This is a genomic window from Marinomonas sp. S3726 (genome assembly GCF_000967665.1).
Lineage (GTDB): Bacteria > Pseudomonadota > Gammaproteobacteria > Pseudomonadales > Marinomonadaceae > Marinomonas.
This window is the reverse complement of sequence record NZ_JXYC01000004.1, coordinates 429,876-445,808: the sequence shown is the minus strand read 5'-3', so window position 1 is coordinate 445,808 and position 15,933 is coordinate 429,876. Positions and strand designations below refer to the sequence as shown.

General features: G+C 42.7%; 14 protein-coding genes. 7 read left to right on the top strand and 7 right to left on the bottom strand.

Annotated features, from left to right (window positions below; translation table 11 throughout):
• Nucleotides 1–73 precede the first annotated feature (73 nt).
• Complete coding sequence (locus TW85_RS03205) at nucleotides 74–592, top strand: thioesterase family protein (RefSeq protein WP_046015619.1); 519 nt, start codon at nucleotides 74–76, stop codon at nucleotides 590–592.
• Between the two features lie 114 nt (nucleotides 593–706).
• Here TW85_RS03205 and TW85_RS03200 read toward each other — a convergent pair whose 3' ends face one another.
• The 3 genes from TW85_RS03200 to TW85_RS03190 are packed head-to-tail and all read right to left on the bottom strand — an operon-like array spanning nucleotide 707 to nucleotide 3,293.
• The gene (locus TW85_RS03200; RefSeq protein ID WP_046015618.1) at nucleotides 707–1,882 is read right to left on the bottom strand and encodes an acetyl-CoA C-acetyltransferase; all 1,176 of its coding nucleotides are present in this window, start codon (nucleotides 1,880–1,882) and stop codon (nucleotides 707–709) included.
• A 22-nt stretch (nucleotides 1,883–1,904) separates the two neighbouring features.
• Nucleotides 1,905–2,561 (bottom strand): 3-oxoacid CoA-transferase subunit B, encoded by a 657-nt coding sequence (locus TW85_RS03195; protein WP_046015617.1) that lies wholly within the window; start codon nucleotides 2,559–2,561, stop codon nucleotides 1,905–1,907.
• 33 nt (nucleotides 2,562–2,594) lie between these two features.
• Entirely contained in the window at nucleotides 2,595–3,293 is a 699-nt protein-coding gene (locus TW85_RS03190; RefSeq protein WP_046015616.1) for a CoA transferase subunit A, read from the bottom strand.
• Between the two features lie 161 nt (nucleotides 3,294–3,454).
• Between TW85_RS03190 and TW85_RS03185 the strand changes: the two genes are divergently transcribed.
• Nucleotides 3,455–4,351 carry a LysR family transcriptional regulator gene (locus TW85_RS03185; RefSeq protein WP_046015615.1) on the top strand — a complete coding sequence of 299 codons (897 nt, stop codon included), beginning with the start codon at nucleotides 3,455–3,457 and terminating at the stop codon, nucleotides 4,349–4,351.
• Nucleotides 4,352–4,380: 29 nt separating this feature from the next.
• Here TW85_RS03185 and dtd read toward each other — a convergent pair whose 3' ends face one another.
• From dtd to thiI, 4 genes are all read right to left on the bottom strand, one after another.
• The gene (gene dtd, locus TW85_RS03180; RefSeq protein ID WP_046015614.1) at nucleotides 4,381–4,815 is read right to left on the bottom strand and encodes a D-aminoacyl-tRNA deacylase; all 435 of its coding nucleotides are present in this window, start codon (nucleotides 4,813–4,815) and stop codon (nucleotides 4,381–4,383) included.
• Nucleotides 4,816–4,945: 130 nt separating this feature from the next.
• Complete coding sequence (gene typA / locus TW85_RS03175; protein ID WP_046015613.1) at nucleotides 4,946–6,757, bottom strand: translational GTPase TypA; 1,812 nt, start codon at nucleotides 6,755–6,757, stop codon at nucleotides 4,946–4,948.
• 134 nt (nucleotides 6,758–6,891) lie between these two features.
• Nucleotides 6,892–8,454: a PAS domain-containing methyl-accepting chemotaxis protein gene (locus TW85_RS03170; protein ID WP_046015612.1), complete on the bottom strand. Its 1,563-nt coding sequence runs from the start codon at nucleotides 8,452–8,454 to the stop codon at nucleotides 6,892–6,894.
• Between the two features lie 221 nt (nucleotides 8,455–8,675).
• Nucleotides 8,676–10,127, bottom strand: coding sequence for a tRNA uracil 4-sulfurtransferase ThiI (thiI, locus tag TW85_RS03165; protein WP_046015611.1), 1,452 nt, complete (start codon nucleotides 10,125–10,127; stop codon nucleotides 8,676–8,678).
• A 339-nt stretch (nucleotides 10,128–10,466) separates the two neighbouring features.
• Between thiI and glnA the strand changes: the two genes are divergently transcribed.
• From glnA to TW85_RS03140, 5 genes are all read left to right on the top strand, one after another.
• Nucleotides 10,467–11,873, top strand: a complete 1,407-nt coding sequence (gene glnA, locus TW85_RS03160) for a glutamate--ammonia ligase (protein WP_046015610.1) — start codon at nucleotides 10,467–10,469, stop codon at nucleotides 11,871–11,873.
• 211 nt (nucleotides 11,874–12,084) lie between these two features.
• Nucleotides 12,085–13,149 (top strand): nitrogen regulation protein NR(II), encoded by a 1,065-nt coding sequence (glnL, locus tag TW85_RS03155; RefSeq protein WP_046015609.1) that lies wholly within the window; start codon nucleotides 12,085–12,087, stop codon nucleotides 13,147–13,149.
• 17 nt (nucleotides 13,150–13,166) lie between these two features.
• Nucleotides 13,167–14,594, top strand: coding sequence for a nitrogen regulation protein NR(I) (glnG, locus tag TW85_RS03150; RefSeq protein WP_046015608.1), 1,428 nt, complete (start codon nucleotides 13,167–13,169; stop codon nucleotides 14,592–14,594).
• 265 nt (nucleotides 14,595–14,859) lie between these two features.
• The gene (locus TW85_RS03145) at nucleotides 14,860–15,240 is read left to right on the top strand and encodes a DUF3461 family protein (protein WP_046015607.1); all 381 of its coding nucleotides are present in this window, start codon (nucleotides 14,860–14,862) and stop codon (nucleotides 15,238–15,240) included.
• A gap of 125 nt (nucleotides 15,241–15,365) precedes the next feature.
• Entirely contained in the window at nucleotides 15,366–15,923 is a 558-nt protein-coding gene (locus TW85_RS03140; protein WP_046015606.1) for a Sua5/YciO/YrdC/YwlC family protein, read from the top strand.
• Nucleotides 15,924–15,933: the final 10 nt, after the last annotated feature.

Here is a 15,933-nt window from a genome sequence, read left to right as displayed (position 1 = left end):
TTTAATCAATAGCATAGTTTTTTTATGCCTAGCATAGGAGCCAGCCACACCACTTTCTGAACTAGGAGAAAAAATGCCAAACCAAACTGCACTGGCTGAACAGCCAAACGAGCCTGATATGATTAACTTATTCGAAAGCCCAGTTTTACCTGAATGGATAGATTACAACGGACACATGAATGATGCCTATTATGTGGTCGCTTTTAGTCAGGCTATTGACGCCTTTATGTTGCATATTGGTCTGGATGAAACCTTTAGAGAAGAACACAGCGTTTCTATTTACACCCTACAAAGTATGGTGACTTACCTAAAAGAGGTCGCTGAAGCTGAGCCCATCATTATCCAAGGGCAATTATTAGAAAGTGATAATAAAAAACTAAGACTCTTCATGACCATGTACCACGGACAAACCCATGATGAATTAGCCACAATGGAAACCTTGTTGTTACATATGGATATGCAAGCACATAGAGCCGCACCTTTCTTAACACAGACACAAGCATTTGTTGATGAAATACAGGCCGCCCACAACCTATTAGACACACCTCCCAATGCAGGTAAAGCCATTGCGATTAGGCGCCCTAAATCTTAACGCTAGCTTTTAAAGCCGTTACTTTTTAGAGAGCTACTTTCTCAGACAAAATAAAAAGGGTGTCCAATGGACACCCTTTTTATTGATGAGCGCTACAAGAGAGCAAAAAAACGATTAGTTAGAAAGCGCTGCTGCGATTCCCATACCACCGCCAATACACAAGGTCGCAAGGCCTCGTTTAGCGTCACGTTTTTGCATCTCATGAATCAAGCTCACTAAGATACGACAGCCGGATGCACCAATGGGGTGACCAAGCGCAATGGCTCCACCATTCACATTCACTTTAGCGGTATCAAAGCCAAGCTCTTTATTCACTGTCATCGCTTGTACCGCGAACGCTTCATTGGCTTCGACTAAATCAAGGCTGGCGATATCCCAACCCAGTTTATCCAAACACTTACGACTAGCATGAATTGGCCCTGTCCCCATGATTTCTGGAGCACAGCCTGAGCTCGCAAAACCATCCAGAGTAGCAAGCACAGGTAAACCTAGTTCGTCTGCTTTCTCTTTGGTAGTGACAACCACCATAGCTGCACCATCATTAATGGTCGATGCGTTACCCGCTGTCACTGTTCCTTCTTTATTAAAAGCAGGACGAAGCTTGGCAAGTGAGGCTAACTCAGTACCATGTCTTGGCTGTTCGTCGGTATCAACAATCAGGTCATCCTTACGACGTTGAGGAACCCGAATAGGGATGATTTCTTGCTCAAATTGACCTGCTTCCATGGCCGCTTGTGCTTTTTGTTGTGAAGCCAGCGCAAACGCATCCTGATCTTCACGGCTAACATCCCATTTTTGTGCAATGTTTTCAGCGGTAATCCCCATATGGAAGTCATTAAAGGCATCCCATAGACCATCACTTATCATGGTATCTTTTAATGCCCAATTACCCATTTTTTGGCCATTACGACTATTAGGTAAAACATGTGCCGCTTGACTCATGCTTTCTTGACCACCAGCCACAACCATTTGAGCATCGCCCGCTAAGATAGCTTGAGCCGCCATTTGCACTGCTTTTAAGCCAGAACCACATACCTTATTAATGGTTAATGCAGATACAGACTCAGGCAGTCCAGCATTAAGCGCTGTTTGACGCGCAGGGTTTTGACCACAGCCTGCTGCCAGTACTTGGCCTAAAATGACTTCATCAATTTGATTCGTTAATACTGGCTGCTTTTCCAGCAAACCCGCTAATACCTGCTTACCCAGCTCAACCGCAGACAAAGATGATAAGCTGCCATTAAACGCGCCAATTGGCGAACGCCCTGCCGCTACAATTACAATTTGCATAACTTAACTACCTGTCTCTTAATTAAAACGTCATTTCTGGAACATGATCAGGCACGATCAAACGGCCTTGGGTTTTCGCTTGAATCTCTTCAACCGACACACCTGGTGCACGTTCTTTTAAGATAAAAGCACCATCTTCGATTTCAAGCCAAGCCAAATCTGTCAGTACTTTTTTAATACAACCTTTACCCGTTAGAGGTAAGGTACAGGCATCTAATAACTTAGAGTCGCCATTTTTTGATGCATGGGTCATGGTGACAATAATATTGTCAGCACCTGCTACCAAATCCATCGCGCCACCCATGCCTTTGATTAACTTCTTAGGAATCATCCAAGATGCAATATTACCGCTCACATCGACTTCAAAAGCGCCTAATACGGTGAGATCCACATGGCCACCGCGAATCATAGCGAAGGATTCAGCCGAAGAGAAAATAGAGCTACCAGACACAGCGGTTACGGTTTGTTTTCCCGCATTAATCATGTCAGCGTCTAGTTCTTCTTCCGTTGGGAAGGCGCCCATACCAAGTAAACCATTTTCTGATTGCAGCATGACCTCCATACCTTCTGGTACGAAGTTAGCCACTAAAGTTGGAATACCAATACCTAGGTTTACGTAATAACCATCTTGTAGTTCACGTGCCACTCGAATGGCCATTTGATCACGGGAAAGAGTCATAAAATCACCTATATAATTTAGAAATCAAACGCCTTATTCAGACACAGTTCGCTTTTCAATACGTTTTTCAAAGGTACCTACAATCACTCTATCCACATAAATACCAGGAGTGTGAATATGAGCAGGATCAAGAGAACCTGTTTCAACTAATTCTTCTACTTCAACCACGGTAATCTTGCCTGCCGTTGCCGCAAGTGGATTAAAGTTTTGCGCGGTATGGCGATAAACAACATTGCCATATCTATCTGCTTTCCAGCCTTTTACTATGGCAAAATCACCTGTAATAGACTCTTCTAACAGGTATTCACGACCATTAAATTCACGGGTATCTTTACCTTCTGCAACGGGAGTACCCACGCCTGTTGCCGTATAAAATGCCGGAATACCGGCACCGCCAGCACGCATTTTTTCAGCCAAGGTACCTTGAGGTGTTAACTCGACTTCCAAGTCACCTTCTAATAGCTGCTTTTCAAATAAGGCGTTTTCACCCACATAAGAAGACACCATTTTTTTGATCTGCATATCTTCTAACAAGATGCCAAGACCAAAACCATCCACACCACAGTTATTAGAAACCACAGTTAAGTTTTTGGTTTGCTTACGCTTAATTTCACTAATCAAATTTTCAGGAATACCACACAGGCCAAAACCGCCTGCTAACACTGTCATTCCATCTTCTAGACCTGCAAGGGCTTCCTCGTAGGTGTCTACTACCTTATTAAAACCAGCCATGTGTTCACCTCAAATTAATACATGCTTTATTTGATATTAGTCTGTACCATCTTCACTCATTAATTAAGTTTATAATTTTTATCTATTAATATTTTTTACTTATTAATATTTCTATTTATAGATAGCTCTTTCATTCGCATCATTAAGACTGGATAACTGACATGAATCCGAAACAACTCAAAGTCTTCCTTGCTGTGGCAAGAACCAAAAGTTTTGCCGAAGCTGCAGCCTTGGTACATATGTCTCAACCTGCGGTCAGTTTATCCATTAAAAATTTAGAAGACTCCCTTGGTGGCAGGCTCTTTACCCGCACCACGAGAACCACTCACCTCACCCCAGAAGGTGAGGCACTTATGCCAATTGCAAAGTCATTATTAGCCTCTTGGGCAGATGCGGAACATGAGCTACATCAAAGGTTTACCTTAAATATGGGGAAAATCGCCTTAGCTGCCATGCCATCTTTTGCTGCCTCCTTGTTACCACAAGGCTTGCTCAAATATAGACAAAAACACGCGAATATAAAGGTCGAGGTTCATGACGTACTCGCAGATACAGTGGTGGAGTTGGTTCGCTCAGGACAAATAGAAATTGGTATTTCCTTTGCCCCAGACAATACGCAAGATTTGAATTTTCAAACCCTGTTTAATGATAGATTCATTGCTGTCGTTCCAAGCAACAGTCCTTTAAAAGACATCAAAGAACTCACTTGGTCACAACTATTAGATTACGACTTTATCACGCTACAAAGGCCTTCGAGCGTGAGAAGTATGATTGAAGAAGCCCTGTTTAAGGAATCAATTGATTTGCAGGTCACCTTTGATGCCCACCAACTTGCCACCGTAGGTCGCATGGTCGCAGAAGGTTTAGGCGTCGCAGTAGTGCCCGCCTTATGCGAGCGTCAAATGAGGGAACAAGGTGCAATATGCTTACCCATTAAAGCCCCCATTATCGCCAGAAATGTTGGCATAATCACCAGAGCCAAAACACCTCTATCCATTGCAGCAGAGGCCATGGTCGAGACCTTAATTGAAACCTTGGCGGACCAAAATCTGAATTAAGTTAAGCACCTTCATCCAACATAAGACTCTTAGTCCAGCATAAAAGTAACTGGGCCATCATTGATTAATGCCACTTGCATGTCTGCGCCAAACTCACCTGTTGCCACCTTGTCGTGTTGCTTGCGCACCATATCGACAAACACATTAAACAAACGCTCTGCTTCAGCAGGCACAGCAGCCGTTGAAAACCCTGGTCTTAGACCCTTTTTAGTTTCAGCAGCCAAGGTGAACTGAGACACCAAGAGCACGCCACCTTCAACTTGCTTGACGTTAAGGTTCATCTTGCCCTCTTCATCGCTAAACATGCGGTATTTCAAAAGCTTATCCGCTAAACGCTGAAGGTCCGCTTCTGTATCGGCTTTTTCGATACCCACCAACACCATTTGCCCATGGTCTATGGCGCCAATCACTTCACCTGCTACAGTCACACTGGCTTGTTTTGCTCTTTGTATCAGTAGTTTCATTTGAACCCTTAATTTTTTATCGCTAATGAGATGATTGTTCATTTATCCATTAATAAATCAAGCCCACAAAAAAAGCGCCCGAAGGCGCTTTTTGAAACACTCTTAGCCGCTAGGCTAAAGGGTGCCTAACTTACTTACGACCCGCACGTTTACGTTCGTTTTCAGTCAATAGTTTCTTACGTACACGGATGCTGTCCGGTGTTACTTCTACTAGTTCGTCATCCTCGATGAACTCAAGCGCTTGCTCAAGTGTGTGACGAATTGGTGGAGTAAGCGTTAGAGCTTCATCAGTACCAGATGCACGTACGTTAGTTAGCTGCTTACCTTTAACAGGGTTAACCGCTAGATCGTTGTCACGTGAGTGAATACCGATAATTTGACCTTCGTATACTTCAACCGCATGGCCTAGGAACATACGGCCACGGCTTTGTAGGTTAAATAGTGAGTAAGCAGCTGTTTTACCTGCAAGCATACTAACTAGTACACCATTCTTACGGCTTTGTACTTCACCTACTTTAACTGGACCATAGTGGTCAAATACGCTGGTCATGATACCTGAACCAGAAGTAAGGGTTAGGAACAAACCACGGAAACCAATCAAACCACGAGAAGGCATCATGAATTCAAGACGTGTACGGCCTTTACCATCTGGTTCCATGTTAGTTAGCTCTGCTTTACGCAAACCTAGCTCTTCCATGATGGCACCTTGATGTTGATCTTCAACGTCAATAACCACTTGTTCGAAAGGTTCAGACATTACGCCGTCGATTTCTTTCGTTACAACTTCTGGACGAGATACACCCATTTCGAAGCCTTCACGACGCATTGTTTCGATCAATACAGATAAGTGAAGCTCACCACGACCAGAAACGATGAATTTATCCGGTGTGTCACCTTGTTCTACGCGCAATGCAACGTTGTGGATAAGCTCTTGGTCTAGACGGTCTTTGATGTTACGAGTCGTAACGAACTTACCTTCTTTACCAGCGAATGGAGAATCGTTAACGATGAAGTTCATGCTAACGGTTGGCTCATCTACGCTTAGAGCTGGAAGTGCTTCAACATTTGTTGGCTCACACAAGGTATCAGAGATACTTAGCTTGTCGATACCATTGATACATACGATGTCACCCGCAGTCGCTAGTTCAGTATCGATACGGTCAAGACCCATGTAGCCTTTCACGTTTAGTACTTTACCTTTACGCTCAGAACCATCAGCTGATTTAATAACAACTTGTTGGTTAGGAGAAAGCTTACCACGTGTGATACGGCCTACACCGATTACACCGACATAGCTGTCATAATCCAGTGCAGAAATCTGCATTTGGAAGTCACCTTCAGGGTCAACTTTAGGTGCTGGTACGCTATCTACGATCATTTGGTAAAGTGGCGTCATGTCTTCAGCCATTTCGTCTGGATCTTCACCAGCAATACCATTGATTGCAGATGCGTAGATAACAGGGAAGTCTAATTGCTCTTCTGTTGCGCCTAGGCTATCGAAAAGATCAAAAACTTGATCCATTACATAGTCAGGACGAGCACCAGGACGGTCAATCTTGTTGATTACAACGATTGGACGTAGGCCCTGTTCGAATGCTTTAGAAGTTACGAAGCGAGTTTGAGGCATAGGACCATCAACGGCATCAACCAATAGACATACGCAGTCAACCATAGATAGTACACGTTCTACTTCACCACCGAAGTCGGCGTGTCCAGGTGTGTCTACGATGTTGATGCGGTAGTCATTCCATTTGATGGCTGTGTTTTTAGCCAAAATGGTAATACCACGCTCTTTCTCTTGGTCGTTTGAGTCCATGATACGCTCAGCGCCTTCGTCCTTGCGATCGAGGGTACCTGATTGGCTCAAAAGTTTATCAACCAAGGTAGTTTTACCATGGTCAACGTGGGCTATAATGGCGATGTTTCTTAAATTCTCGATCACAGTAGTGTTTCTCGGCTAGCTGATAAAAAGTTGCGCGCATTATAGGCGATCTTGCTAGCAATTTGTTAAAAAAACACTCAAATAAATCACTTTATTCTGCTGTTTCTGAAAAACATCGTACAAAACAAGATGATCTAGGTCAGATTCACCCAAAATTGTCCTGCTAAGGCATCCATTTTTTGCGCTAAAGTTTGCATTTCGTTGCAAGTGTTCAAATCTTGCTTGCTGCGTGAGGCAATTTCGTTGGTTGTTTGGCTCACTTGAGACATATAACCATTAATGGTTTTTGCCGCTGCATTCTGCTCTTCCATCACTTGTGCAATTTGATCTGCATGACTATGGATTCCCTCTATACCTTGTTGCACTGCACCAATCGAGTTAACCGCATTCTGTGTCTGGGTATCACATTGATGGGCACTCTCTAAGGTATCACGCATTTGCCTTGAGGCCGCTTCAGCACTTAACTGCAAACTATCAATCGCTTTTACGATTTCATTGGTTGAATAATGGGTGCGCGTGGCTAAAGCACGTACTTCATCGGCCACCACAGCAAAACCTCGACCACGCTCCCCAGCACGAGCCGCTTCAATAGCCGCATTTAAGGCAAGCAAGTTAGTTTGCTCTGCTACATCTCGAATCACTTCGACCACAGAACTAATGGCCGAGCTTTGCGACTCTAGGTCATCCATTATATTGGTGGCGTCTTTAACTTTCGCTATCATGCCACCAACTACTTGCTCACTTTCATTCACTGCCGCTAAGCTGGCTTGCATATCCATAGCCGCTTGCCCCGCAATACTCGCCGCTTGAGTAGAGTTATGGGCCACATCACTAATAGCGCCAGACATATCGCTCATGGCACTTTCTATATGGCTAAAATCACTAGAAAGGCTCATTAGCCCCATTTGATTATCGGCAATACAATCCTGAAGATCTTGCTGCTTACGTCGTATAATTTTAGAGAAATTACTAATACGCCCAACTACGGCGGCTGTTTCACCTTTTAAACGGGTTAGTGCTAACTCTATCTGCCCAGCTTCATCTACGCGTCCAGTATAAATATATTTGGCTAAATCTGAATCTGATATTATTGCCGCTTTTTTAAGGGAGGTTTGAATTGGTTTAAATAGCCAGACTGTCACTAGGCTTGATAGCGCCAGTAATGAGATAAATTCGATTAGACTGATAAAGCTTGAAGTTTGGTTTTGCAGCAATAAAAACAAAAGGCAGAGGATAAAGCTGTTGGCTGCCAGTATTTTAGAAAAAAGTGAAAAGCGAGGAAGCTTAGTATAGCTGGGCTTTTTTCCTTGATTAAGCGCTTGATAAAGATTTTCAGCTCTGGCTTTTACCTCATCATTAGGGCGTCGCCTAACAGATTGATATTCAAGTACTTCACCCTCTTTAATAACAGGGCTAGCATAGGCATCTACCCAGTAGTAGTCACCGTTTTTACAACGATTCTTCACCACCCCCATCCAAGACTTTTGCTCTAATAGGTGCTGCCACATGTCAGAGAAAGCAGCAGCAGGCATATCAGGATGGCGAATAATATTATGCTTCTCACCCACTAGCTCATCCATACTATAACCACTGATTTTTTCAAAATCGGGATTCACGTACTGAATTTTGCTTTTTAGATCTGTGGTTGAAAGTATGTTTGCATCCGATGCAAGCAGTTGTTCATTATGAGAACTCATTTTGCCTTCCTTGTGAGATAGATCAGAGAGAAAAATATTAAGGCATTAAAAAGCCTCATTATTTGATCAACATCAAACTCACTTGGGGGCTATTGGTTACTTTTTGTCCTTTGTGTAATATTGCGTAACAAGCATTTTTTATAAAAACATAAAAAAAGCCAAAACAAGATGATTAGATCAAGTTTTGGCTTTTTAAGTGTAAAGTTGCGACTTTTCTTTACTTAAGGCAGATATACACCGACCTTTTCATGACCATTTCCGAGTAATGAAGCTGCATGTATTTTACTCATAACTCCCTTACCACAGTAAAGCAGGTGTGTTGTCTCTTTATCTAATTCTGACCACTTGCTTTCTAACGCAAAAAACGGAATTTCGATCACAGGTCGACCACTCACTTTTAGCGGCTTTTTCTCGATCTCATCTGGGTGGCGAATATCAATAATAACTTCATCTGAGACAGGTACTCGTACAATCGGCACTTCACCTTGATATTGCTTATCTACATCTTCCATTACGGTACGAATAGACACTGATTTTGCATTTTCAACGGCAGCATCTAATACAGCAAAATCAAACTTACTTTCTTCATGCTCTATTTTAGGGAGCTTAGCGCGAGTCGTTGGCTTAACAGAAATCACACCACAATATTCAGGAATACTAGCAGCGAAAGCAGCGGTACCAATTTTGGTCGCCTGATCGATAATCTCTTGTTTATTCGTTGTAATAAGTGGACGAATCACTAGCTCATCTGTCACATCATCAATCACTTTTAGGTTGACCAAGGTTTGGCTCGATACTTGTGCAACACATTCACCAGTGACTAACGCCTTTGCACCAAGATCTTCCATTACCTTACCAGCCGCTCTTAACATCATGCGCTTTAGAATAACGCCCATCTGCGAATTATCGACTTTCGTTAGAATTTCACCAACAACCTCTTCAAATGGAATAGTGACGAACTTAACCCCAATATTAGAACCGTACTTTTCCCACAGATACCAAGAAACCTGCTTCACACCTATTTCGTGGGCATCACCACCTAGGTTGAAAAAACAAAAATGGGTTTTCAGGCCACGACTCATGGTCATGTAAGTTGATACGGTAGAGTCATAACCACCTGAAATAAGAGATAAAACAGGGTCATGGGAACCAATAGGATAGCCACCTAAGCCATCTATACGTTGTTCAATAATCCAAACTCGGTTGTCTCTAATATCAATAGGTACAAGTACTTCTGGGTTCTTCAACCTTACTGCTAACGCATTACAGCGTGCTTTTAAGGTTCCGCCAATTTGGCGCTCGGCATCTACTGATGTAAAGTCATGCTGACCGACACGCTTTACACGGACTGCAAACACGGCATTTTCTAACACATCTCCATAAGAGACGATGGCTTCGTCAACGATAGCTTCTAAGGTTGTGAATTCGAATTCACGTACATATTGAAAGTGAGCAATACCCGCAATATTCGCTAATCTATGGGTAAATTCATCTCGCAGCTCATCTTTTTCAGATAACACCTCAATAAAGTCCCAGTTTCCTGTTACAACAACATTTTCGTCATGCTCTGTTAACACTTGACGAATATTCTGCCTTAGCTGTTTAACGAAGGTTTTACGGACAGGGCGACTTTTAATAGTGATTTCTGAAAAGAACTTAACAATGAATTTCATGGCTGCTTACGACTGAATAAATAATGTGAACACATTATAAAGAAAAGTCGGAAAAGCAGAAAACTATTTATTCGCACCAATAAGTGACACCCAAAATAAATTGCGCACCAAATAAGAGCATAAAGAGAGATATGTTCTATACTTATTTTTCGCATTACGGCGAGAATAAAAAATAATCGTCATAACACATTGTAAAATAAGACATTAATTATTTTTCAGGTTAGGTGGCACAGAAAATGCTTTATTTCCAATAAGAAACGCTTCATTGTGAAGCACAGCAAAAGTTATGTGAAAATTACTCACGCACTTAGGAATAAACTAAATTACTGGAGAGCTAGTATGTCAAACAAAACTCTGGCGTTAATTGCCGAACACGATGCTAAATGGGTAGACCTTCGTTTTACAGATTTTAAAGGTAAAGAGCAGCACGTTACTATCCCTGCATCTACTGTTGATGAAGAGTTCTTCGAAAACGGACAAATGTTTGACGGTTCATCTATTGCTGGCTGGAAAGGCATTAACGAATCAGACATGATCATGATGCCTGAAGACGATTCTTGCCTAATCGACCCTTTCACAGAAGAAGCAACTATTATTGTTCGCTGTACTATTATCGAGCCTTCTACAATGCAAGGTTACGATCGCGATCCACGTTCTGTTGCACTACGTGCTGAAGAGTTCTTGAAGTCTACAGGCCTTGGCGACACTGCTTTCTTTGGTCCTGAGCCAGAGTTCTTCATCTTTGACGATGTTAAGTGGAAAACTGACATGTCAGGCACCATGGTTGAAATCAACTCTGAAGAAGCTGCTTGGGCATCTAACAAGTCTTTCGAAGGCGGCAACATGGGTCACCGTCCTCGCGTTAAAGGCGGTTACTTCCCAGTACCACCAGTAGATTCTCACCACGACCTTCGTGGCGCTATGTGTGGCGCAATGGAGTCTATGGGTCTTGTGATCGAAGTACACCACCACGAAGTAGCAACAGCGGGTCAAAACGAAATCGGTGTTAAATTCAACACTCTAGTTAAGAAAGCTGACGAAGTACAAGTAATGAAGTACTGCGTACATAACGTTGCTCACGCTTATGGTAAAACAGCGACATTCATGCCAAAGCCTATCGTTGGTGATAACGGTTCTGGTATGCACGTACACCAATCTTTCTGGAAAGGCGGCGAGAACCAATTCGCTGGTGATCAGTATGCTGGTCTGTCTGAAATGGCGCTTTACTACATCGGCGGTATCATCAAACACGCTCGTGCACTAAACGCTTTCACAAACGCTTCAACAAACTCTTACAAGCGTCTTGTTCCAGGCTTCGAAGCACCAGTTATGCTAGCTTACTCAGCACGTAACCGTTCTGCTTCTATCCGTATTCCATACGTAGCTAGCCCTAAAGGCAAGCGTATTGAAGCTCGTTTCCCTGATCCAACCGCTAACCCTTACCTAGCTTTCTCTGCAATGTTGATGGCTGGTATCGACGGTATTAAGAACAAGATCCACCCTGGCGATGCAGCTGATAAAGATCTATACGACCTACCAGCTGAAGAAGCTTTAGCAATCCCAACTGTTGCTAACAGCCTAGAACAAGCTCTTGAAGCTCTTGATAATGACCGTGAGTTCTTGACTCAAGGTGGCGTATTCTCTGATGACATGATCGATGCTTACATCGCTCTTAAAACAGAAGAAGCGCTTCAAGTATCTATGACAACTCACCCAGTTGAGTTCGACTTGTACTACAGCCTATAAGACTAAAGCCTCTGGCTTTAAGTTTAATAAAAACCCAGCTTAGGCTGGGTTTTTTTATGCTCCAAAAAAGAGCACCCACCTCGCACGCACAATAATGGTGCGCTAAAATATCTAGTATTAATGACACATTATTAGGATATGACCTCTTTTAACGCTTTTATAAGATTGGTTCGTATCTTGCAAAGCTAAAGGGAAGTAAGAGGATATTAACGTGCATAGTTTACTGATTGACCATTTATCAACCGCCGTAGTAAAGCTAGATAATGAATTACTTATCGAGTACCTCAACCCTGCAGCAGAAATGCTATTAGCAGTGAGTCGTCGCCGTGTCTATGGACAAAGTATTGAGAATGTTTTCTTTGAAGACGAAGACAGCATTTCAGCGTTACATAATGCGGCTAATACGGGTTACCCTTTTACCAAACGTGAAGCCAGATTAGAAATGCCTAATGGCAAAAAACTATTTTTGGATTATACCGTCACGCCAGTAATGGGCACACTTAATAGCACAGAGAGTTTACTGATTGAGTTATACCCTAGAGATAGGATGAAGCGTATTTCTCAAGAAGACGAATTATTGGTTACACATCAAACCAGTAAAGAGCTGATTCGCGGTCTCGCACACGAAATTAAAAACCCCTTAGGCGGCATACGTGGTGCCGCCCAGCTTATTAGCCGTAGCTTTAAAGACGAAGGGCTTAAGGATTACACCCAAGTTATTATCGAAGAGTCCGATCGACTAAGAGATTTAGTGGACCGCTTATTAGGCCCAAGACAACTACCTCAAATAGAGCTTCTCAATGTCCACAAGGTAATAGAGAGAGTAAATCAACTGGTGACAGTCGAGGCGAATGAGCAGGTTCGCTTTATTCGTGATTATGACCCAAGTATTCCAGACATCATGGGGGACAGTTCACAGCTCATCCAAGCTCTACTAAATGTAGTACGTAATGCGATGCAAGCTCTGCTGCAAGATAGCTCTCAAGATAACAAAGAAGTGCGCGTCATGACGCGCACTTTACGCCAGTTCACCATAGGCTCAAAACGCCATAAATTGGTTTGTAAAATCAGCGTGATAGATAATGGCCCAGGCATTCCTGAGCCAATATTAAAGACCCTATTTTACCCTATGGTCAGTGGTCGACCGGATGGAACCGGACTTGGCCTATCTATTGCACAATCCATAATAAACCAACACCACGGCCTCATTGAATGTAAGAGTGAGCCTCATCAGACCCAATTTAATATATTGCTGCCAATTGAAAGCGCAAATTGAGGCAAGGAGAAAGTTACATGTCACAACAAGATACAGTATGGATAGTCGACGACGACAGGTCGATTCGCTGGGTTTTAGAGAAAACTCTTGAGCAAGAAGGTATTCAAGCCAAGCTATTTGATAACGCAGAGTCACTAATGAATCTGCTAGAGCATGAAAAACCAAGCGTTATTATCAGCGATATCCGTATGCCAGGCATGGACGGTTTAACCCTGCTAACCAAGATACAAGAAGATAACCCCTATTTACCCGTTATCATCATGACAGCACATTCAGACCTAGATAGTGCCGTCGCCTCCTATCAAGGTGGTGCATTTGAATACTTACCTAAGCCCTTTGATGTAGAAGAAGCCGTTAGCTTAGTAAAACGCGCTATTTTGCATCATCACAAATCTATGCCAAGCATAGAGGAAGAAGCACCCGAGCTTGAAATTGTTGAAAAAGAAATTATTGGTGAAGCACCTGCCATGCAGGAAGTGTTTCGAGCTATTGGTCGATTAGCAAATTCAAATATCACTGTGCTTATCAACGGTGAGTCAGGTACAGGTAAAGAACTCGTTGCTCATGCGTTACATAAACATAGCCCAAGGTCTGCCAGCCCCTTCATCGCTCTTAATATGGCTGCCATTCCACACGACTTAATTGAATCAGAATTGTTTGGCCACGAAAAAGGCGCTTTTACTGGTGCCAATACCTTAAGACGAGGTCGCTTCGAGCAAGCAAATGGTGGCACCCTGTTTCTAGATGAAATAGGAGATATGCCGGCAGAAACGCAAACACGTTTATTACGCGTATTAGCGGATGGCGAGTTCTATCGCGTGGGTGGTCATGTTCCCGTAAAAGTTGATGTGCGTATTATTGCTGCAACTCACCAAAACCTAGAAAGTCAGGTAACCGAAGGATCTTTCCGTGAGGATTTATTTCACCGCCTCAATGTTATCCGAGTACACCTGCCTAAACTATCAGAAAGACGTGAAGATATACCTCAGCTAGCACGCCATTTCTTAAAACGAGCAGCAGAAGAACTATCGGTAGAACCAAAAGTGCTCACCAAGGAAACAGAAGACTACCTAGCCCGTATGGATTGGCCCGGTAACGTGCGCCAATTAGAAAATACTTGTCGTTGGTTAATCGTGATGGCATCAGGACGCGAGGTTTTGGTGCAAGACTTACCGCCAGAATTGCTTGAAACCACACCAAGTGAAAACAATTATGCAAGCTGGGAAGATGGTCTGAAGACTTGGGTCGATAATGCTTTAGCACAAGGTCAAAAAGCCATTCTAGACGATGCCGTTCCTAAATTTGAACGCATCATGATAGAAACAGCATTAACACATACTGCCGGTCGTCGACGTGATGCCTCCCTGTTATTGGGCTGGGGACGCAACACCTTAACACGCAAAATTAAAGAGTTAGGTATAGATAGCAATGAGCAAGAGGACTAAGTCCTCTTCTTATTAATAACTTAAAAAATCGACCTAAATCAGCTTATTTTTTAATTAAAATGGAGTTTTCACGAATTCCATTCATTTATCCTTTAAAAACTTGCTTTCGTACCCACAATAATTTAGTAATGAACTAATGTGGTTATGAAAGCGACTTTACAGGCCTCTACCCGAGACATCAGCTTTTGAACCACACGACTTCCTGTTAAATAGGTAGGAAGGGATTTATTTTTAAAAAGCAAAATAAGCTGATAGGACAATCAATATGTATCAAACTTTGGAATCAATGGGCGTCACTAGTTTTGACGACATCGAAAAATTTACACTTCGTTATGAAAATGGATATGACGTTTTAAAAGTTTACTATCGTCGTGAAAAAGGTTCGTTACTTCCAAAAAGTAAAAAGTTCAAATTTGGTCGTTCAACAAAAACCGTACTAGCTGACGGCGGACAACAAACTTATCGCCAAGTACAAGAGCCATCTCTTGTCGTACTAAGAGCGGTTGAAGAGCTAGGTAAAATAGTTGGCAAGCAGAAAGAAGACAAGATCACTAAAGCTGAACTTGTGGAAGAGCTTGTACACCTAGAAAAAGTAATGACAAGTAAAATTGCTGAGCTAAAAGAAAAAATCGAAACAATGTCTTAAGTTAGCGTCTTCAGCAAACGCCTTAAGCAAGATATAGATGCTAGCCTCGGATGCATTTCTGGGGCTTACGTCTGTCTAGCTATTGATCACTTCTCCTATTCATATCAGTTTATAAATACCGCACCATGATAATAACGTCTGACCCAAATATTATTGCCCAAGTATTGCAACAAGGCGGCATCATAGCCTATCCAACTGAGGCCGTTTGGGGGCTTGGTTGTAACCCTCATAATCAGGCTGCTGTTATCAAGTTACTTGATATTAAGTCTCGTCCTATGCACAAAGGCATGATCCTAGTCGCTGGGAATCAAGCCCATTTAGCACCTTGGTTAGCTCAACTTAACCCAGAACTACAGAGCAAGCTAACGGCTCGTTATCCTAGCCCCACCAGTTGGATAGTACCAGACCAAGGCATAGCGCCAACCTGGGTAAGAGGAGAACATCAAAGTATTGCGCTAAGATTGAGCCAACATGAGGGGGTTCAAGCGATTTGCCAAGCATTTAATGCTTGTATTGTTTCTACATCAGCAAACCCTGCAGGGTTAGATCCTGCCCTCAGTTTAGAAGAGGTAATGGTTTATTTTAGAGATAAGATAGATGCAATTTTTGATGTGCCATTAGGGCAATCAAAGCAACCATCTCAAATAAAAAGTTTATTGGATGATCAGGTAATCAGGCAATAATGTCATATCA

Coding starts and splice junctions, on each gene's coding strand:
- TW85_RS03145 (WP_046015607.1), top strand. CDS start 14,860: ATGTATCAAACTTTGGAATCAATGGGCGTCACTAGTTTTGACGACATC.
- dtd (WP_046015614.1), bottom strand. CDS start 4,815: ATGAAACTACTGATACAAAGAGCAAAACAAGCCAGTGTGACTGTAGCA.
- TW85_RS03190 (WP_046015616.1), bottom strand. CDS start 3,293: ATGGCTGGTTTTAATAAGGTAGTAGACACCTACGAGGAAGCCCTTGCA.
- glnA (WP_046015610.1), top strand. CDS start 10,467: ATGTCAAACAAAACTCTGGCGTTAATTGCCGAACACGATGCTAAATGG.
- TW85_RS03200 (WP_046015618.1), bottom strand. CDS start 1,882: ATGCAAATTGTAATTGTAGCGGCAGGGCGTTCGCCAATTGGCGCGTTT.
- TW85_RS03170 (WP_046015612.1), bottom strand. CDS start 8,454: ATGAGTTCTCATAATGAACAACTGCTTGCATCGGATGCAAACATACTT.
- TW85_RS03205 (WP_046015619.1), top strand. CDS start 74: ATGCCAAACCAAACTGCACTGGCTGAACAGCCAAACGAGCCTGATATG.
- thiI (WP_046015611.1), bottom strand. CDS start 10,127: ATGAAATTCATTGTTAAGTTCTTTTCAGAAATCACTATTAAAAGTCGC.
- TW85_RS03185 (WP_046015615.1), top strand. CDS start 3,455: ATGAATCCGAAACAACTCAAAGTCTTCCTTGCTGTGGCAAGAACCAAA.
- TW85_RS03140 (WP_046015606.1), top strand. CDS start 15,366: ATGATAATAACGTCTGACCCAAATATTATTGCCCAAGTATTGCAACAA.
- TW85_RS03195 (WP_046015617.1), bottom strand. CDS start 2,561: ATGACTCTTTCCCGTGATCAAATGGCCATTCGAGTGGCACGTGAACTA.
- glnG (WP_046015608.1), top strand. CDS start 13,167: ATGTCACAACAAGATACAGTATGGATAGTCGACGACGACAGGTCGATT.